The 21,185-nt window shown below is 49.4% G+C and carries 11 protein-coding genes; 10 read left to right on the top strand and 1 reads right to left on the bottom strand.

The window, feature by feature from the left end; all coding sequences use genetic code 11:
* Window positions 1-224: 224 nt before the first annotated feature.
* Window positions 225-1,616, bottom strand: coding sequence for an asparagine--tRNA ligase (asnS, locus tag DW922_RS01575; protein WP_118719460.1), 1,392 nt, complete (start codon window positions 1,614-1,616; stop codon window positions 225-227).
* A gap of 418 nt (window positions 1,617-2,034) precedes the next feature.
* Here asnS and DW922_RS01570 point away from each other — a divergent pair, with 418 nt between their 5' ends.
* The 10 genes from DW922_RS01570 (at window position 2,035) to DW922_RS01525 (ending at window position 21,149) form a co-directional block, all read left to right on the top strand.
* The gene (locus DW922_RS01570; protein WP_118719458.1) at window positions 2,035-3,309 is read left to right on the top strand and encodes a glucose-1-phosphate adenylyltransferase; all 1,275 of its coding nucleotides are present in this window, start codon (window positions 2,035-2,037) and stop codon (window positions 3,307-3,309) included.
* Entirely contained in the window at window positions 3,306-4,427 is a 1,122-nt protein-coding gene (gene glgD / locus DW922_RS01565; protein WP_118719456.1) for a glucose-1-phosphate adenylyltransferase subunit GlgD, read from the top strand. Before DW922_RS01570 ends, glgD begins: the two co-directional genes overlap by 4 nt.
* A gap of 175 nt (window positions 4,428-4,602) precedes the next feature.
* Entirely contained in the window at window positions 4,603-4,884 is a 282-nt protein-coding gene (spoVG, locus tag DW922_RS01560) for a septation regulator SpoVG (protein ID WP_118719454.1), read from the top strand.
* Between the two features lie 344 nt (window positions 4,885-5,228).
* Window positions 5,229-6,524 carry a BTAD domain-containing putative transcriptional regulator gene (locus DW922_RS01555; protein WP_118725597.1) on the top strand — a complete coding sequence of 432 codons (1,296 nt, stop codon included), beginning with the start codon at window positions 5,229-5,231 and terminating at the stop codon, window positions 6,522-6,524.
* A gap of 229 nt (window positions 6,525-6,753) precedes the next feature.
* Window positions 6,754-11,748, top strand: coding sequence for a doubled motif LPXTG anchor domain-containing protein (locus DW922_RS01550; protein WP_118725596.1), 4,995 nt, complete (start codon window positions 6,754-6,756; stop codon window positions 11,746-11,748).
* Between the two features lie 181 nt (window positions 11,749-11,929).
* Window positions 11,930-13,636: an AAA family ATPase gene (locus tag DW922_RS01545; protein ID WP_118725595.1), complete on the top strand. Its 1,707-nt coding sequence runs from the start codon at window positions 11,930-11,932 to the stop codon at window positions 13,634-13,636.
* Window positions 13,637-13,649: 13 nt separating this feature from the next.
* The gene (pth, locus tag DW922_RS01540; RefSeq protein ID WP_118706467.1) at window positions 13,650-14,225 is read left to right on the top strand and encodes an aminoacyl-tRNA hydrolase; all 576 of its coding nucleotides are present in this window, start codon (window positions 13,650-13,652) and stop codon (window positions 14,223-14,225) included.
* Window positions 14,226-14,230: 5 nt separating this feature from the next.
* Window positions 14,231-17,773, top strand: a complete 3,543-nt coding sequence (gene mfd, locus DW922_RS01535; RefSeq protein ID WP_118725594.1) for a transcription-repair coupling factor — start codon at window positions 14,231-14,233, stop codon at window positions 17,771-17,773.
* A 240-nt stretch (window positions 17,774-18,013) separates the two neighbouring features.
* Window positions 18,014-18,823, top strand: a complete 810-nt coding sequence (locus DW922_RS01530) for a transporter substrate-binding domain-containing protein (RefSeq protein ID WP_118725722.1) — start codon at window positions 18,014-18,016, stop codon at window positions 18,821-18,823.
* Window positions 18,813-21,149 carry an ATP-binding protein gene (locus tag DW922_RS01525; protein ID WP_118725593.1) on the top strand — a complete coding sequence of 779 codons (2,337 nt, stop codon included), beginning with the start codon at window positions 18,813-18,815 and terminating at the stop codon, window positions 21,147-21,149. Before DW922_RS01530 ends, DW922_RS01525 begins: the two co-directional genes overlap by 11 nt.
* Window positions 21,150-21,185: the final 36 nt, after the last annotated feature.

Genomic DNA, 21,185 nt, shown 5'->3' with positions numbered 1-21,185 from the left:
GCGCCTTCCTGATATGCAATATAATAGAATGCGGGTATGCCGGCAGTTCGTCCTGCGCAGTATACCCGCATTGATTTTCGAAATTTGTAACTGTTCAGTACCTTCACAGTCACGAGCAAAAATCCATGAAAATTGCCTGCGGCAATGGGATTTTTGCCTACCAGCCTATGTTTTCTTACGGTCAGCGCAGTAAATGCGCAGACCTACTGAACAGTTACCAAAATTTACAGATCGCAGTTTCCAACGGTTCTCGGGAACGGGATCACGTCACGGATGTTGCCCATGCCGGTTAAGTACATCACGCAGCGCTCAAAGCCAAGACCGAAACCTGCATGGCGTGCGGAACCGTATTTGCGCAGGTCAAGGTAGAAGCTGTAATCTTCTTCCTTCAGACCAAGCTCTTTCATACGTGCGCTTAACTTCTCTAAGTCATCCTCACGCTGGCTGCCGCCGATGATCTCGCCGATGCCCGGTACCAGGCAGTCTACTGCAGCGACGGTCTTTCCGTCCGGGTTCATCTTCATGTAGAAGGCTTTGATCTCCTTCGGGTAGTCGGTCACGAATACCGGTTTCTTGAAGATCTGCTCGGTCAGGAAGCGCTCATGCTCGGTCTGAAGGTCGCAGCCCCAGGATACCTTGTAGTCAAACTGGTCGTTGTGCTCTTCCAGGATCTTCACCGCGTCGGTGTAGGTGATGCGGCCGAACTCGGAATTTACAACATTGTTCAGACGGTCTAACAGACCCTTGTCGATGAAGTTATTGAAGAATGCCATCTCCTCCGGAGCGTGCTCCAGCACATAGCGGATGACATATTTTAACATGCCTTCTGCAACTTCCATGTTGTCGTCCAGATCAGCGAATGCCATCTCCGGCTCGATCATCCAGAACTCGGCAGCGTGGCGGGTGGTGTTGGAATTCTCAGCACGGAAGGTCGGTCCGAATGTGTAGATGTTGCGGAATGCCATAGCGTAGGTCTCGCCGTTTAACTGGCCGCTTACAGTTAAGTTGGTTGGTTTGCCGAAGAAGTCCTGAGTGTAGTCAACAGAACCGTCTTCGTTCTTCGGAACATTGTTTAAATCCATGGTGGTTACCTGGAACATCTCGCCGGCACCCTCGCAGTCACTTCCGGTAATGAGTGGGGTGTGAACGTATACGAAGTCACGCTCCTGGAAGTACTGGTGAATGGCGTATGCGATCAGGGAACGCACGCGGAATACAGCCTGGAATGTGTTGGTGCGCGGACGCAGATGGGTGATGGTACGCAGGTACTCCAGGGTGTGGCGCTTTTTCTGAAGAGGGTAGTCCGGTGCGGACGGACCCTCTACGGTAACCTCAGCCGCCTGGATCTCGAACGGCTGCTTTGCCTCCGGGGTAGCAACCAGGGTGCCTTTTACGATGATGGCAGCGCCTACGTTTAATTTGCTGATCTCAGCAAAGTTTGCCATATTGTCATGATAAACGACCTGAAGGGTCTCAAAATAGGTTCCGTCGCTGACTACGATAAAGCCAAACGCTTTGGAAGCACGCACGCTGCGCACCCAGCCGCCGATGGAAACCTCTTTGCCGAGGTAAGCCTCCCGGTTCTTATAAAGTTCTCTTACAGTAACTAAATCCATGATACTTCTCCTTTGATCTGTGTTTTTTTCGCAGCAGGATTCTTTATTTATCCCTGCGTTTTCCTGTTTTGACAGATATTTATGGAATGATTTCCACACTTAATCAAGATTATACTTCATTTTATTAAGTGATTCAAGGAAAATTATCGAAATACAGGCATTTTGCAGGTGCCGCCGGGCATGCCCCACGTACAGATGCAGCAAGCTGGAAGCACCGTTTTGCAAAGTGCCCCGGCCAATCGCAGAAATAGTGTTATATTTTTTTACCAGCTACCATATATAGACAATGCTCGAAATAACACAAAAAGTGTCGGAAAATGTACAAAAATTATTGAAAATAATACAATTATTTGTTCACTATTTCTGAAATGTGTGTTATAATGGTAGATACAAGAAAACACTACAGCGAGGTGATAACGTGATTAAAAAGGAAATGATTGCCATGCTTTTGGCAGGGGGACAGGGCAGCCGCCTTGGAGTATTAACACAAAAAGTCGCAAAACCGGCAGTGTCGTTTGGCGGCAAATACAGAATTATCGATTTCCCGCTCAGCAACTGTATCAATTCTGGCGTTGACACAGTTGGAGTTTTAACACAGTATCAGCCATTACGTCTGAATAGTCACATCGGAATTGGTATTCCGTGGGACTTAGACCGTAATGTCGGAGGAGTTACCATTCTTCCACCATACGAGCGGAGCAAAGGCAGTGACTGGTATACCGGTACTGCAAATGCGATTTATCAGAACCTGGAGTATATGGAAAGCTATAATCCAGACTACGTTCTGATCCTCTCCGGCGACCACATTTACAAAATGGATTATGAGGTTATGCTGGAGTATCACAAAGCAAACAATGCAGATGTCACCATCGCCTGTATGCCGGTGCCGATCGAAGAAGCAAGCCGCTTCGGTATCGTGATCACCGATGACAACAACCGGATCACCGAGTTCGAGGAGAAGCCAGCAAATCCGCGCAGCAACCTGGCTTCCATGGGTATCTACATATTCAGCTGGCCGGCATTAAAGGAAGCACTCATCGCTATGTCCGAGGAGCCGGGCTGTGACTTTGGTAAGCATGTCATCCCGTACTGCCACGGAAAGGGCGAACGCATCTTCGCTTACGAGTACAACGGTTACTGGAAGGACGTCGGCACCTTAGGCTCTTACTGGGAAGCAAACATGGAGCTTATCGATATTATTCCGGAGTTCAACCTCTATGAGGAATACTGGAAGATCTACACCAAGAGCGATATCATCCCGCCGCAGTATGTAGCTGCAGACGCAGTCATTGAGCGCAGCATCATCGGCGAGGGTACCGAGGTACACGGAACCATTACCAACTCCGTGATCGGCGCAGGTGTTACCATTGAGCCGGGCGCAGAGGTACACGATTCCATCATCATGCGCGACTGCCACATCAAGGCAGGCGCAAAGATCAACAAAGCCATTGTCGCTGAGGACACTACGGTGGGCGAAGGCGCAGAGCTGGGTGTCGGCGAGTACGCACCGAGCAAATATGACCAGAAGGTATACCAGTTTGACCTGGTAACCATTGGCGAACACAGTGTGATCCCGGATCACGTAAAAATTGGTAAGAATACCGCAATTTCCGGCGTCACCACTCCGGAGGACTACACCGACGGGGCATTGGCAAGCGGAGACTACATTATAAAGGCAGGTGGCGTACGATGAAAGCGATTGGTATTGTATTAGCAGGCGGAAACAGTAAGAGAATGCGGGAATTATCCAACAAACGTGCGATTTCCGCAATGCCGGTTGCAGGCAGCTACCGCAGCATTGACTTTGCGCTCAGCAGCATGAGCAATTCCCATATCCAGAATGTGGCAGTATTTACCCAGTACAACTCCCGTTCCTTAAACGAGCATTTAAGCTCCTCCAAGTGGTGGGATTTCGGAAGAAAACAGGGCGGACTTTATGTATTCACCCCGACCATCACCGCAGAGAACAGCGACTGGTACCGCGGCACGGCAGATGCCCTGTACCAGAACCTTACCTTTTTAAAGAACAGCCATGAGCCGTATGTAGTCATTGCCGCAGGTGACGGTATCTACAAGCTGGACTACAACAAGGTTCTGGAATATCACATTGAGAAGAAAGCAGACATCACCGTTGTCTGCAAGGACATGCCTGAGGATGAGGACGTAACCCGCTTCGGCCAGGTAAAGGTAAACGAGGATGGCCGCATTACCGACTTCGAGGAGAAGCCTATGGTTTCCACCTCCAACACCATTTCCTGTGGTATCTATGTCATCCGCAGACGCCAGCTCATTGAGCTCATCGAGCGCTGCGCAGCAGAAGACCGTGTAGACTTTGTACGTGACATCCTGGTACGTTATAAAAACTTAAAACGTATCTACGCATACAAGATGGACACTTACTGGAGCAACATCGCTTCCGTAGATTCCTACTACAAGACCAACATGGACTTCTTAAAGCCGGAAGTACGCAACTACTTCTTCAAGGAATATCCGGACGTATACTCCAAGGTGGATGATCTTCCGCCTGCAAAATACAACCCGGGCGCACTGGTAAAGAACAGCCTGATCTCCAGCGGCTCCATCATCAACGGAACCGTCGAGAACTCAATCCTGTTTAAGAAAGCATATGTAGGAAACAACTGTGTGATCAAGAATTCCATCATCCTGAACGATGTTTACATCGGTGACAATACCGTCATTGAGAACTGCATCGTAGAGAGCCGCGATACCATTCGTGCAAATACCACGTATATCGGTACTCCGGAGGATATCAAGATCGTTATTGAGAAAAACGAACGTTATACCCTGTAATGGGCGTGTCTGTGCAGGCACCGGGCCTTGCATAGCGAAAAGGTCCCTGTTTGCGCAGTGCGTAAATAGCAGCGGGGGACATCGTTTTGACATCATGAAAACACACAGCCGGCAGCCGGGGCAGGCAGTCAGCCCGCTCCTGGCAGCCGCATAAATATGGGGGAGGGGTTTCCACATGCAGATAACAGATGTGAGAGTGAGAAAGATCGAAAAAGAAGGAAAAATGAAGGCAATCGTTTCCATTACCATAGATAACGAATTTGTTGTTCACGACATTAAGGTTATCGAAGGCGAGAAGGGATTGTTTATCGCTATGCCGAGCCGCAAGGCTGCAGACGGCGAATACCGCGATATCGCACATCCGATCAATTCGGGAACCCGCGATATGATCCAGTCCATCATCCTCAACAAATACGAGAGTGCGGCACTGGAGAGCCAGCAGGAAGAGCTGGCATAAGAGCTGCTGTTTCCTGTATCAGGATTTACAGATAGACAGCGGCGGGAAAAGCAAAAGTCAAAGGACACCTGACAGAAAGGAAGATCTGTCAGGTGTTTTTACGTTGTGTTCATGGTAGAAATATGCTGTTGGAATGCCTGTTATTACATGCTTTTGAGTGCCATGACATGAAAAAACTGACCAATTTTGGCGAAGTTTGACCAATTCTTGCGAAGTACTTGCATCACGTTATTTTACGCGATATATTGTAGAAAAAGGAGGGGAACATTAAGGAAAAGGACAATACGTATGAAAATTCGAATATAGAAGTAACGGAAACAAGCCGTTTGGAGGCAGAAAATATAATGGAAACAAGCGCAGGGGAACTGGTGGCTTCGCAGAAGGCGCAGAACCCGGGTGTGCTTTATATCCAGATGCTTGGAGGCTTCTCCATGACCTACCAGGGCCAGCCTATCTTACTTGGAAAAAGCCTCAGCAGCAAGATGCTTCATCTGTTAATGCTCCTCATCTACAGCCGCGGGGAGGGCATCCGCCGTATCCGGTTATTAGAGCAGCTTTACGGGGACAGTGACACCGAGCAGGCAGCCAATTCCCTGCGTGCCATGATCTTCCGTTTGAGAAAGAGCCTGGTTGCAGCCGGACTCCCGGATGGTGAGTATATTTCCACCAGAGGCGGCATATATATGTGGACAGCGGATCATGTCGATGTCGAGCTGGACGTGGAGGTGTTCCAGAAGCAGGTTATGGCAGCCATGGAAGAGAAGGATGCCAGAAAGAAGGTTACGCTTCTGGAGGAGGCCTGCGGACTCTATAAAGGAGAGTTCCTGCCGCTTATGATCGCGGATGAATGGGTCTCCGCCGCAAACTGGAAATACCAGGAGCTTTACTTTAAGGTATTGCGGGAGCTTGCAGATCTTTTGAAAAAGCAGAACCGCTACGCAGAGCTGCTTCCATACTGTGAACAGGCGTTAAGCCGTTACCCATATGAGGAGTGGCAGTTGGTCAAGCTGGAATGCCTGACCGCCATGAAGGAATACCAGACCGCGGTGGAGTATTACGAGCAGATCGAAAAGGAATCGCAGCAGGAATACGGCATCAGCATGTCGGAGGAGATGATGGAGCATTACCGCGCCATTCGTAACATGATCCAGTACGAGATGAACAACATCGAGGAGATCCAGCAGCACTTAAGACCGGATCCGAACGTATTCGGTGCCACCCGGTGTGACTACTTAACCTTCATTGATATTTACCGCTACATCGTCTGGGTGCTTGGGAGAGAAGATACCAGAGCTCATCTGGTCCTGTTCACCCTGATCGACCGGGAAGGGGAGCCGTTAGAATCCTCGGAACAGTTAGAGGAGGTGCGGCAGAGACTGGAAAGCTCCATCATCCGCTCTGTGCGGCGCTCTGATCTGTATACCCGTTATGGAAAGAACCAGTTTCTGGTCCTGGTGACCAGCACCGACCAGAAGGGCTGCAATATCGCGGCAGACCGTGTGTGCAAGAATTTCCGCACTGTAAACCGCCGCAGAAAGATCGATGTCTACTATGCCTGCCGGCCAGCCATGGCTGTGACCGGAGACAGTTTAAAAAAGAACATGGGAAAGAATGTTAAGGAGCTGGAAACGGAGGCATAACCGGTAACGGAAGGCGCATGAAAAATGCAGCCTGAAAAGAGCTGCGGAATGCGGCGGAAAAGTAAGAAAATTGCGGTGCAAATGGGAAAAAATGTAAGGGAAAATGCAGAAAGTAACAGTTCCTGTAACGCCTGGCAGCGTATACTAAAAATGACAATGAAACCATTGTCTGATTTTTACTATTATTCACCTTCAGATAGTCAAATTTAAGGGAAAAGGAGAGAGAAGTATGAAAGGACTCGAAGCGAAAACATTGGGCCTGAGAAAGATGCTCAGGCACGAGTATAAACGCATCGTGGCGTTTATGCTGACGGTAGCCATGGTTGTGACCAACTTTGGCACCAACCTGACCGTGGCGTTCGCGGCAGGCGAAGAAGAAAGCTCTCTGTTCCTGCTTAACAGCAGTGAACTTGAGGATGCGATCAGCGCAGCTCTGGAAAGCGGAGATGTGTTCGATTTTTCATCCCTGGAGCTGAAAGCAAAACAAAAGAGCCTGAAGACATCCTATGAAAAACTGATAGGAAGCAAGGCCGGAAAGGTATACCAGCTCGACGTAGATGTAGACAGCACCTACGCAACCGAGAACACAGACCTGCAGGTATTCTACAACGCAGGTACCGACAGCGTGGTATTCCTGTTCATCAACCAGAGTGACATGGCAGTTACCTTCCGCGCAAACGTAAGCGGATATGAAACTGCACGCGTTACCGTAAACCCGAACACCTCCAACATCGAGGACGCAGAGGGCGTTGAGAACGCGGAAGACTACAGCGGCACCACCATGGTGGACGATGAAAAGAAGCCGCAGGCAGAGGTTGTAAAGCCGGAAGGCGAGACTTCTGAATCCGAGAGCGCTTCTGACGAAACCGAAGCAGCCGAGACCGGTGCAGACGTAACCGAGAGCGAGACCGCTTCTGAGAACGGCGAGGCAGAGGAGACCACCGGCGCAGAGGAAGTTGCTGAGACAGAAACCTCCGAAACAGCCGAGACCGAAGCAGAGACTGAGCCGGAAACCGAGGCAGAGGCACCGGCAGCAGACGAGGCTGAGGAAGAAATTGAACTTACTCCGGAAGAGGGAAGCGCAAGCGCATCCATCTCCGCAAAGAAGGTATTCCGTGTAAGCACCAGCGCAGAAGCAGCAGGGGAAGCTCCGGCAGCAGACGCTGAGGAAGAGACCGAAGCAGAGACTGAAACCGAAGCAGAGAAGCCGGAAAAAGAAACTGAGGCTCCTGCAGAGACTACCGCAGAAGAAACCGTTGCTGATGACAGCACGGAGGAAACCATTGCAGACGAGACTCAGGCAGACGAGACCACCGCAGCCGATGAGACAGACGGCGAGCTCACCGATGAGACTGAGGCTCCGACTGAAGACGTTACCGCTCCGGATGAAACAAACGGAGAAGAGCCGGCAGACAACGGCGGTAGCGAGAATATTGGTTTTGACAACGACGAGCAGTTCCTGGAGGATGACTCCATTGAACTGGCAGGCGAGCTGAATGGTAAGGCATACAACACCGTAACCATCTGGGGCAGCGCAAATGCAAGAGCGTATGTGGTAAAGGCTGAGGACCTGACAGGTGAGGCAGCAGTAGAGGGCCAGTACAGCGTAGATTACTCCGTAGATCCGGTAGGTGCAGCAACCATCAAAGGCGCACACACCGTAAACGAGGGCGAGACCCTGTACTTTGCAGTAGACCCGCAGGTAGGCTACGAGATCACCGAAGTAACCGCCAACGGTGAACCTCTGGAAGAGGCAGACGCAGCAGATGTTGCAAGCGCATCCAATCTGGAGCAGCATGAGCATGTCTATGCAGTAGAAGCCGTTACCGAAGATCTGGAGATCGTGGCAAGCCTGGAGGAAACTGCTCCGCATCCTGGATTTGAAGAATCCGTTACAGTTAATGGTGTTACCATTACGGCAACGGCTGAAGAGGGAATCTTACCGGAAGGCACAACTTTATCTGTAGAAGAAGTAACCGAACAGGTTCAGGCAGCCGTAAAAGAAAAAGTCGAAGGCGAGAATGAAGGCACCACAGTTACTGATGTGATTGCATACGACATTAACCTGATGCTGGATGGCAAAAAGCTGAACAATACATGGGGGGAAGATCATTATGTAACAGTTAACTTCTCTGGTAATCGTATTGAAGAAGCAAGTAAAGAAGCTGATCAGGTGCAGGTAGCAGCACTGGAGACAAGTGAAAAAGAGATTGTAGAGGCAGCGTTTGGCGGAACAGAAGAAGTTTCAGTTATCGACAATGTGACGGCAGATGATCTGTCACTTGAAGTTCAGAAGGTAGATGCACAGGATGCTGTAGATGTTTCTGGAGATGCAAGTATTAGTGAATTATCTGTAGAAGCAAGGCATTTTACAGTTTATACGGTTACATTTACTTCTTCTTATTACGGTGATAAAAAAATAAAAGTTAAGACTTATAATGTAGATACAGATAAAGAGTTTTCTGTAGATGGATTATCCTTATCCGATATATCAGTACGGTCTGGTGAATGGAGAGAAATACGGAATTTTGCACATACCATTACGGGATATACATTTGTGAAAGCTACTGTTGATAAAAGACAGAATAGCAATGAAATAACATATCTTAGAATGTGGTATGGGGAGATAAATTACTATACCAGTAATGGACAAACAAAATCTATTAAAGGTGGCTCAACAATATATTTCTGGTATAAACCTACTGCAACCCAGATTACATTAAAAGCGGGCAACATGGGTGGAGCTGGTGCAGATTACAATTTAGCAATTCAGGATGGAAAGGCTACTTTACCGGATGTAAGCGCAACTGGTATCAGCAACACAGAAGGTCGAGATTTCCTTGGTTGGGCAACTTCACCGGATGAAAGAAATAATCTTTTCCTCCCGAAGTCAGAACATTCCATCACCAATGGAGCTGTTTTATATGCGATCTGGAGTTACCAGGTAACCTTTGATCCCAATACATCTTTGCATGGAAGCGGAACTAAATTCAAAGTAAATGTTCCGAAAACCGGAAAAATCAGTACAGCAGCTTTACCGTCTGATTTCTCGAATAATGAGGAATGGATGTTTGTCGGATGGAGTGGAAAAACATCGGGACATTATAATGGTGAAAAAATATTAGAGCAAACATATGTACCAGGAGTAGAGTTCCCTGGACTTGCTGATCAGTTTATTACAAATGATGTAACGTTGTACGCGATATGGTTAGACTCAACGGCAGAGGAAGGACAGACAGCTGAGTTTTATGTAAGACTTGATGGTAAACGGCCATTTGAGCCAACATCGTATGGTGCAACTGAATATACTGATCGGGATACAACAAATATGGTTGGAACGCTTCGACAGAAGCGAGAAATCAATAATAATCCAGAATGGGTAAAGGCTAATATTTTACAAGAACCAAGTGGAACACAAGTAAAAGCTGCTCTTATGGCAAAAGGCAAAATGTTTGATCCCAATACTCAGGAGATTGAATGGTACGTAATTAAAGAGCAGGCTCAATGGCATGTGGATGGTGTTATTAAAGACAAAGAGAAGCATTGGTTGAACTATGACCCGAATGGAGGAACTAATCCGCCTGTATCTACGCAGCATGCTGAGCAGGAAGTTGTTACTGTAAACCTTCAACAAATTCCAAGTCGTGTTGGTTATGAATTTTTAGGTTGGGCAGACACAAAAACACAGGCAGATACAGGAACAGTTGTATATGCTACTGGCAATGATTACAAGAAGACTTTAACGATGCCAGCGAATGATAAGACTGTGTATGCGGTGTGGAAAGCAAAAGATTCTACTCAGTATAAAGTTAAACATTTCTTACAAAATTTGGATGGAACGTATCCAGAAACACCACAAGATACGGAAGTGAAGTATGGAACGACTGGGACGAATGTAACGGCAAGCGCAAAGAATTATGCTGGGTTTACATATGATGAAAGTGTAGCCGAAACTCAAAAATCAGGAGTTATAGCAGGAGACGGAAGCCTTGTATTGAAGCTTTACTATACCAGAAATACAAATACTAGATATACAGTAGAGCATTATCTGGAGAAGCTTGATAAGACCGGATATGAGATTAAGGAAACTGAGAACTTTACCGGAACAACTGGTGACGAGGTGACGGCAAGCGCGAAGGACTATGCAGGATTTACATATGATGAGAGCGTAGCCGGAACCAAGAAGACAGGAATCATAGCAGGAGACGGAAGCCTTGTGCTGAAGCTTTATTACACCAGAAATAGTTATAGCGTTATTTATAAGTATGTTAACAATGTGCCAGTTAATGCTGATCCTCTTCCTTTACAGATAGATTATGCATATGGCGCAAGCATAATAATTGCAAATAAAGCAAATGCGAATGGTTACATCTTTAATGGTTGGAATACAACAGATGCCGTGATTTCTGAAAGTAAGTTCACAATGCCTGCGCATGATGTGGTATTAACTGGTGAATTTATTGCAAGTAGTGCTACTATTTATACTGTAGAAGTTTATTATGAGCAGTATGGTAAGTATCCGGTAACTCCGAATACTTCTGACATCCGCACTGGTACAACTGATACTATAGCAACCGTAGCACCAGAGACTTATCTGCCGACAAGTGGATATGTATTCGACCAGAATGCAGGAAATGTGTTGGAAGGCACAATTGCTGGAGACAACAGCCTGGTACTGAAGGTTTACTACAAACAGGTATTCAAGGTAACTTACGCACCTGGTGATCATGGTTCCTTCAAATCTCAGACCTACACCGTATCTTACGGAGATCAGACTCCGGAGTTCAGCGGTGATAAGACTGTAAATGGAAACTACAGATTCACTGGTTGGGATAAGACCATTGAATCCAGAGTAACTGGTGACATTGTTTACACCGCGCAGTGGGCTGCCAACAGCAATGGCGGCGGTAACGGCGGCGGAGGTGGCGGAAGCTCCTCTGGTGGTGGCGGCGGAAGTTCTTCTGGCCCGAGAGACAACGGTTCTACACCGTCCGGCGGCCCGGGAGCAACAACCGTAACCATTGACCCGGATGCAGTTCCGTTAGCAAACCTGCCGAACGAAGATGGAGCAGCTGATCTGCTTGTGATCGACGATGAGGACGTTCCGTTAGCGGCACTTCCGAAGACCGGTCAGAGCGGAACAAACGGACTGGTATTCTTCCTGTCCAGCATGATGCTTGCAGCATTTGTGGCAGTGACCAAGAAACGCGAAGACGATAAGTAATGGAATCGTTTTCAACCATAAGAAATACAGAGAAAGCGCCGGGAGCGAAAATGCTCCCGGCGCTTTTCTGGTATCCCAAAGTTTGTCGAGCCGTTCTCATTGCAATACATTCCGAATTTTGCTATTCTATATTTATAAAAAACCATGTTTACAGAAAGCAGCATAGAAGGGAATATGAGCCATGAAATCTTCATTATTAAAATTGCCGGTTGGGGTAGACAGCTTCGAGAAAATCCGGAAAGATGGATTTTATTATGTGGATAAAACCACATTGATCGAGCAGCTTCTGGAACAGTGGGGAGAGGTGAATCTGTTTACCAGGCCGCGCCGTTTTGGAAAGACTTTGAATATGAGTATGCTTCGCTGCTTTTTTGAAATAGGAGCAGATCGTTCTTTGTTTGACGGTTTGGACATTTCAAAAAATCAGGAACTTTGCAATGCCTATATGGGAAGGTTTCCGGTGGTGTTTTTTTCTTTGAAGAATGTGGATGGTCTTACTTTTGCAGATGCAAAGTATCGCCTGACAGAATTGGTTGCTGCGGAAGCGGAGCGCTTTTTATTTTTATCAGATAGCAAAAAGCTTTCTGAAAATGAAAAAAGCAGGTATCAGGCCCTGATTGCGCTTGACTATGGGCGTTATACTATGGATGAGACAATTCTTGTGTCCAGTCTGCAGCTACTGTCACAGCTTTTATACAGACATTACGGACAGAAAACCATAATATTGATTGATGAATACGATGTTCCACTGGACAAAGCATTCCAGCATGGTTATTATAAGGAAATGGTTTCCCTGATCCGTGGAGTATTCGGACAGGCTTTAAAAACCAATGATGCGCTGCAGTTTGCGGTATTGACGGGATGTCTGCGGGTATCGAAGGAAAGTATTTTTACAGGACTGAATAATTTTAAAGTACTCGCTATTACGGATGCCCGTTTTGATGAACAATTTGGCTTTACGGAACAGGAAGTGTCAGAATTGTTGGAGACGTATCACCTGGAAGAACATCAGGCGGAAACAAAAGAATGGTACGATGGATATCATATTGGCGGTGCAGATGTTTATTGTCCATGGGATGTGATCAATCATGTGGACAGGCTTCGCGGAGAACCGGGGGCGCAGCCGCAATCCTACTGGATCAATACCAGTGGGAATGATCTGGTGAAGCGGTTTGTGAACAGGGCAGATAAGACAACGCGTGATGAAATGGAACGGCTGATTGCCGGGGAATCCGTGGAAAAAGAAATACGTCTGGAATTAACGTATGACGAGATTGATCAGAGCATTGACAATTTATGGAGTGTGCTGTTTACGACCGGTTATCTGACAAGGATCGGAAAACCTGTAAATGGTATTTATCGGCTGGCTATTCCAAACAGAGAGGTGCGGGAGGTTTATATCACCCAGATACAGGAGTGGTTTAAAGAAAAAATCAGAAAAGACACGGGATCCATGCAAACATTTTGTAAGGCATTTCTGGAGCGGGATTCCGATGAAATTCAAAAGCAGTTAACAAGGATTCTGAACAATATGATCAGCATTTTGGATACAAAGGCACGAAATGAGGAAAAAGAAATATTTTATCATGGGTTGCTGCTCGGCCTGCTGCGCAGTGAGTCTGACTGGCTGATCTTGTCAAATGCAGAGTCTGGCGATGGATTCAGTGATATTCTGATCGAACCGGAAGATCCGGATATGGAAATTGTGATTGAGTTAAAGTACGCATCTGATTTTTCCGGTTTGGAAAATGCCTGTAAAAAGGCGATGGAGCAGATTAAAGACCGAAGATATGCGGACCGTTTGAAAAATGACGGTCGCAGTGATATTCTGGCATATGGAATCGCGTTTTGTAAAAAACGGTGCCGGGTTATTGCTGAACAATTATAGGAAGGATAAAATGATGTATTTAATTGCAGGACTTGGAAATCCCACACGGGAATACGATAAAACAAGACACAATGTCGGCTTTTCGGTGATCGATGTGCTGGCCGACAAATACAATATTGATGTGAGCGACCGCAAGCACAAGGCGCTGTGCGGCAGGGGCGTGATCGAGGGGGAGAAGGTCCTTCTTTTGAAGCCGCAGACCTTTATGAACTTAAGCGGGGAGAGCATCCGGGAGGCGGTCGATTATTACAAGATCGATCCGGAGGAGATCATTGTCATTTATGACGATATCAGCCTGGAACCGGGGCAGCTGCGCATCCGGTTAAAGGGAAGTGCCGGCGGGCACAATGGCATTAAGAACATCATCGCGCACCTGGGAACGCAGGAGTTTCCGCGCATTAAGGTTGGCGTCGGCGCGAAGCCGCCGAAGATGGATCTGGCGGACTATGTGCTGAGCCGCTTTGGCGCGGAGGAGCAGAAGGTGATGGATGAGGCGTTTCAAGAGGCGGCTGAGGCGGCTGTCATGATGATGACGACAGGAGCGGAGCGTGCCATGAATCATTATAACGCCAAAAAGAAAGCGGAGTAGGTATCATGAGCAGAGGATTTGCAAATCCACTTACAGAGCTGGCGGAGTTTGAACAGCTTCAGGAGAGTCTGAAAAAGAAGAAGGGACCGGTGCAGGTCAGCGGCTGTCTGGATTCCCAGAAGGTACACCTGATGCACGAGACCATGGCGGAGCGTCCGTGGAAGCTGGTTGTGACCTATGACGATGCCAGGGCGAAGGAAATTTATGAGGATTTCGGCTGCTTTACGGAGAATGCGTGGCTGTATCCGGCGAAGGACCTGCTGTTTTACAGTGCAGATATTCACGGAAACCTAATCACAAGGGAGCGCCTGCAGGTGCTGCGTCATCTGATGGAGGATGCGGGCGGCGTGGTGGTGACCACCATGGACGGGCTTATGGACCATCTGCTTCCGCTTGCCTGCATGGAGGAGCAGGTGCTGCATCTGGAAGCGGGACAGGAGCTGGATCTGGAAGCGTGGAAAATCCGCCTGGCAGAGCTCGGTTATGAGCGCATGGCGCAGGTGGACGGCATGGGGCAGTTTTCCGTGCGGGGCGGCATTCTCGATATTTATCCGCTGACGGAGGAGCTTCCGGTGCGCATTGAACTGTGGGACACCGAGGTGGACTCCATCCGCACGTTCGATATCGAGAGCCAGCGTTCCATCGAGCAGTTAGATGAGGTCGACATCTACCCGGCTACGGAGATCGTGCTGACGAAGAAGCAGGCGAAGGAAGGTGTGGAGCGCATCCGCAAAGAGGCGAAGACCTTTGCGGAAAAGCTGAGAAAGCAGGGAAGTACCGAGGAAGCGTACCGCATTACCAGAATTACACAGGAACTGACAGAGGGCATCGGGGAAGGTCTGACACAGACCAGCCTGGATGCCTGGATTTCGTATTTTAATAAGGAAACGGTTTCGTTTCTGGATTACTTTGACCCTGAGCGCAGCATGATCTTTCTCGATGAGCCGCTGCGCTTAAAGGAGCAGGGCGAGGCCGTGGAGCTGGAGTTCCGGGAGAGTATGGAGCACCGTCTGGAGAAGGGATATTTGCTTCCGGGACAGACCGGGCTTTTGTATCCGGCGCGTGAGATTCTGGCAAGGGCGCAGCGTAAGGATACGGTTTATCTGACCGGTCTGGAGCAGAAGCTTCCGGGCATGACGACCGAGGCGCGGTTCTCGTTCGATGTTAAGAACATGAATTCTTACCAGAACAGCTTCGAGATGCTGATCAAGGATTTGACCAGCTGGAAAAAGGAGCGCTACCGGGTGATCCTGTTGTCGGGTTCCCGCACGCGTGCCAGCCGTCTGGCGGAGGACCTGCGGGAGTATGACTTAAGTGCGTTCTGCACGGATGATGAGGAGCGGCAGGTGCAGCCGGGCGAGATCCTGGTGACCTTCGGAAACCTGCACCGTGGTTTTGCGTACCCGCAGATCAAGTTTGCGGTCATCACCGAAGGCGACATGTTCGGCAAGGAGAAGAAAAAGCGCAAGCGGAAGAAGACCTCGTATGAGGGCAAGAAGATCCAGAGCTTTACCGAGCTTTCCGTGGGGGACTATGTGGTGCATGAGGATCACGGTCTTGGTATTTACCGCGGAATCGAGAAGATTGAGCGTGACGGTGTCGTGAAAGATTACCTGAAAGTGGAGTATGCGGACAACGGCAGTCTCTATCTTCCGGCAACCCGGCTGGATGGCATCCAGAAGTATGCGGGCTCCGATGCGAAGGCGCCGAAGTTAAACAAGCTGGGCGGGGAGCAGTGGAACCGCACGAAGGCGAAGGTCAAGACGGCCGTGAAGGAGATCGCACGGGACCTGGTGCAGCTTTATGCGGCACGGCGGGAGCTGGGCGGTTACCAGTACGGCGAGGATACGGTATGGCAGCAGGAGTTTGAAGAATTGTTCCCTTACGAGGAGACGGAGGACCAGCTGACGGCGATCGAAGATACAAAGCGCGACATGGAGAGCCGCCGCATCATGGACCGCCTGATTTGCGGGGATGTGGGCTATGGCAAGACCGAGATTGCCCTTCGCGCGGCCTTTAAGGCGGTGCAGGAGAGCAAGCAGGTAGTATACCTGGTGCCTACGACCATTCTCGCGCAGCAGCATTACAATACCTTTGTGCAGCGCATGAAGGATTTTCCGGTGCGCATTGAGCTTATGTCGCGTTTTCGCACGCCGGGGCAGATCAAAAAGACGATTGAGGATCTGAAAAAAGGGCAGGTGGACATTGTCATCGGTACCCACCGTGTGCTTTCCAAGGATGTGAAATTCAAGGATCTTGGTCTTCTGATCATCGATGAGGAGCAGCGCTTCGGCGTGGCGCACAAGGAAAAGATCAAGCAGATGAAGGAAAATGTCGATGTGCTGACTTTAACAGCAACACCGATCCCACGGACGCTGCACATGAGCCTGGTCGGCATCCGCGATATGAGTGTGCTGGAGGAGCCGCCGGTGGACCGTGTACCGATCCAGACCTACGTCATGGAGCATAACGATGAGATGGTCCGCGAGGCAGTGAACCGCGAGCTGGCACGCGGCGGACAGGTTTACTATGTATACAACCGGGTAAAGGACATCGAGGAAGTGGCACATCATGTGCAGGAGCTGGTGCCGGATGCCACGGTCGTTTATGCGCACGGACAGATGCCGGAGCATAAGTTAGAGCAGATCCTGCTTGACTTTGTGAACGGCGATATCGATGTGCTGGTATCCACAACGATCATTGAGACGGGGCTGGATATCCCCAATGCCAACACCATGATCATCCAGGATGCGGACCGCATGGGGTTGTCCCAGCTGTATCAGCTGCGCGGTCGTGTGGGACGTTCCAGCCGGACCTCTTATGCATTTTTGATGTATAAGCGTGACAAGCTGTTAAAGGAAGAGGCAGAAAAACGCCTGCAGGCGATCCGTGAGTTCACCGAGCTTGGTTCCGGAGTCAAGATTGCCATGCGGGACTTAGAGATCCGCGGAGCGGGCAATGTCCTCGGTGCGGAGCAGCATGGCCACATGGAAGCGGTGGGCTACGACCTTTACTGCAAGCTGTTGAACCAGGCCGTGCAGGCGATCCAGGGGCGCCGGGACGAGACGGAAGACTTTACTTCTACGGTGGAGTGCGATGTGGATGCCTACATTCCGGTTTCCTATATTAAGAATGAGTACCAGAAGCTAGATGTGTACAAGCGCATTTCCGGCATCGAGAATGAGGAAGAGTATCTGGATATGCAGGATGAGCTGATGGACCGCTTTGGCGATATTCCGAAGGCGGTAGCAAATCTTTTGCAGGTAGCCCTCTTAAAGGCCATGGCACACAAGGCCTATGTGACCGAGGTGCGCATCAACCGGCAGGAAATCCGCCTGACCATGTACCAGAACGCAAAATTAAATACAGAAGGAATCCCGGATTTTGTCGCTTCCTATGGCGGGGAGTTAAAGTTTGCCATGGCGGAGCAGCCGTATTTCTTATATGTGGACCGCAGAAAGAAACAGAAGGACTGCGTGGCGATGATGGAGCTTGCGCGGACGATGCTTGGACAGTTAGGAGCGCTGGCTGAGCCTGGAACTGTGTAGACCGGGGAGAACAGGGAAGTCACGGGTTCGGAGACTTTGGAATAACGGATGATAAGACAAAAAAATATTTGTCATTTCCGTGCATGCTTTTGTCAGAAAATGAACGACGTTACCGGGAAACGCAATGGACAAAACGCATCGATTTTTTTTATAATGATAGGAAGTAAGGAATGAAAATCCCTGATATTTCTATAAAATGTGTGGCAGTTCAGAAATATCAGAAAAAAAGGAACTGGTGATATGAAAAAAATATTCAGGATTCTGGCGTTGACATGGCTGGGAGCGTGTCTGGTCTGTGGCTGTACTTCTTCGACGATTGGGACCAGACAGGTGGATCATCGTCCGGAAATCATCGTAGGAAGTGATGTATACCCGCCCTATAATTATATGGATGAAAATGGTTCCCCAACCGGAATCGATGTGGAACTGGCGCGGGAGGCGTTTGGGCGGATGGGCTACCAGGCTGTGTTTGTCGGCATAGACTGGGAGGAAAAAGACCGTCTTTTGAAGGAAAAAGCCGTGGATTGTGTCTGGGGCTGTTTTTCGATGAATGGGCGGGAGGACCGTTATCTCTGGGCCGGACCGTATATGGTAAGCCGCCAGGTTGTGGCTGTGGACCGGCGCAGCGAGATCTACCATCTGGATGACCTGAAGGGAAAGATGATCGCAGTCCAGTCGACCACAAAGCCGGAGGATATTTTCTTAAAGCATGAGGGCAAAGTTCCGGAGCTGGGAGGTGTATACAGCTTTGAGGACCGGGAGCTGATCTACACGGCATTAGGAAAAGGCTATGTAGATGCCATCGCGGCCCATGAGACTGCCATCGCCCAGTACATGAAGGACTACGGGGCAGATTTCCGCATTCTGGACGAGGAAATCCTGACGACCGGAATCGGAGTGGCATTCGACCGGGACGATGACCGGCAGCTTGCCGGGCAGCTGTCAGAAACGTTGGAGCAGATGCGGCGTGATGGGACATCCGCACAGATCATAGGGCACTATCTGCCAGATGCGGAAAAATATCTGGAGGTAGGGCAAAGTGAAGATTAATAAGCTGTTTTTTCAGGATAAACGATTTTTCCGTGTTATGATGCTGCTTGGTGTTATGATTCTTTGCGGCGTTGGTTTTGTCTCATACCGTGCGGATTTAAGACGTACAGCCTGGGTTATGCAGGATACCATCAATTATGTTGGCGGTCAGTATATCATCTGCGATAAATTCAACGCAGACAGTACGACCAAGAGCCTGGACCGTATGGTAGAGCGGGTGCGCCAGGTGCGAAGGGACCTGGAACTGGCGGGAGACCATGTGAACGAGGAAGTGCTGAAGGCTTGTACGGAAGATCTTCGTCTGACTGGAATTGTTCTTCTGGACCCAGAAGGAAACATTACCTGTGAATATCGCCAGAATGATGAAGGCTGGGACGAACTGGAAGAGCATTTGAAAAAAGAGGCGCTTCTGAATGCTGCCCGTTATCCACTGAAATATTATACGACCCGGTTGGATATTTCCGATGGTTCCCTGACGGATCTGGCAGCAACTGCGCGCAGAAATGTGCCGGGTGTGGTTGTGTGTTATTATCACACGCCGCTTCAGTACAGCCGGAATTATAAGCTGTCGATCCAGAGTGTGCTTTCCGGTTACAGTGCCTATGCAGGCAGTACCATAGCCATTACCGATGGAAACCGGATCATTGCATCGAATAAAGAAACCCTGGTTGGGATGCAGGTGGAAGACCAGCCGGTCCTTGCGCAGCTGCGCGGTCAGGATGAGCGGGCTGGTGAGCTGATCCATATTCATGCGGATTCTGCCGGCTACTATGGCGGCCGGGCTGTTGGGCGGAATTACTATATTTATGTGTATTTTAATGAAGCTTCTATTTTTACAAATTTGAAATCCAACGTATTTTCTGTTCTGATTTTGTATACGTTGGTGCTTCTGGTGGCACTGGTGCTGCGTCAGAAAGCGGCAAAGGAGTACCAGCAGGAGCAGAGTCGCCGTGACTGGGAATACCGGAGAAATCTGGAGGAAAAAGCCAGGGAGGCACAGCGGGCAAATCATGCGAAAACGGAATTTTTACAGCGCATGAGCCATGATATCCGGACTCCGATTAACGGAATCCGCGGTATGCTGGAGATGGCGGATTATTATCAGGATGACCTGAAAAAGCAGACGGAGTGCCGGAATAAAATCCGGGAGGCATCGGGCTTTTTACTGGAACTGATCAACGATGTACTGGATATGGGAAAGCTGGAATCCGGGGAAGTAACCCTGGAGGAGCGGCCATTTGAGCTGAAAGAGCTTTTGGACGGCATGGTAGAGATCGTATCCAAGCAGGCCAGGGAGCGCGGAATTGAGATCGTTGTCAGGGATTATGAGGTCCGCCACTGGCATCTGCTTGGCAGTCCCCTTCATCTGAAGCGGCTTTATATGAATATCATGAGCAATGCCGTGAAATATAATAAGGATAAAGGAAAAATCTTTGTGGAGTGCCGGGAGACCAGCAGCCGGGAGGATATTGCAGAGATCGAATTTATCTGCCAGGACACTGGTATCGGCATGAAGCCGGAGTTCCAAAAGCACGTGTTTGACCCGTTTGTGCAGGAATCCAATACGGCGCGGACTTCCTATGGCGGCACCGGCCTTGGCCTTGCCATTGTAAAAAACCTGATAGAAAAAATGGGTGGTACCATTACCTTTGAGAGCGAACCGGGCGTGGGCAGTACGTTTTATCTCACAGTGCCCTTTAAGATTGACCAGAATGCTGCTGCGCAGGAACATGTGGCACAGGAGGAAAAGAACGCATCGATCCGCGGAATGCATATTCTGATCGCGGAAGACAATGAACTGAACATGGAGATTGCCCAGTTTGTCTTAGAGAGTGCCGGGGCAGTACTAAGCCGTGCCATGAACGGAAAAGAAGCCCTGGAATGTTTTCAGGCTTCTGCACCGGGAACGTTCGATGTGATCCTTATGGATGTGATGATGCCGGCCATGGATGGATTTGAGGCAACCCGGGCGATCCGTGCGCTTGACCGGGAAGATGCGAAAACAATTCCGATCATTGCCATGACAGCCAATGCCTTCGCGGAGGACCGCAAGCGTGCGTTCGAGGCGGGAATGAATGAGCATCTGGCGAAGCCGCTGGAGAGCCGGCAGATGAAGGAGGTCATTGCGGCTTACCGCGGGAAGAAGATGCAGGCGGACAGCACAGCGCAGGCGGACAGCACAGCGCAGCCAGGCAGCAAGGAGCAGCCAGACAGCAAGGTGCAGGCGGACAGCAAAGCGCAGCCAGGCAGCGAGGTGCAGGCGGACAGCAAAGCGCAGCCGGGCAGCAAGGTGCAGCCGGATGGCGGGACAGGCAGTGAAAAGTAGAAAACAGAGTGGAAAAAACAAGTGAGATGAAAGAAA

The organism is Clostridium sp. AM42-4, from assembly GCF_003480105.1.
GTDB lineage: Bacteria > Bacillota > Clostridia > Lachnospirales > Lachnospiraceae > Brotaphodocola.
Note: the sequence above shows the minus strand (reverse complement) of the source record. Positions and strands in the feature narration are given on the sequence as shown.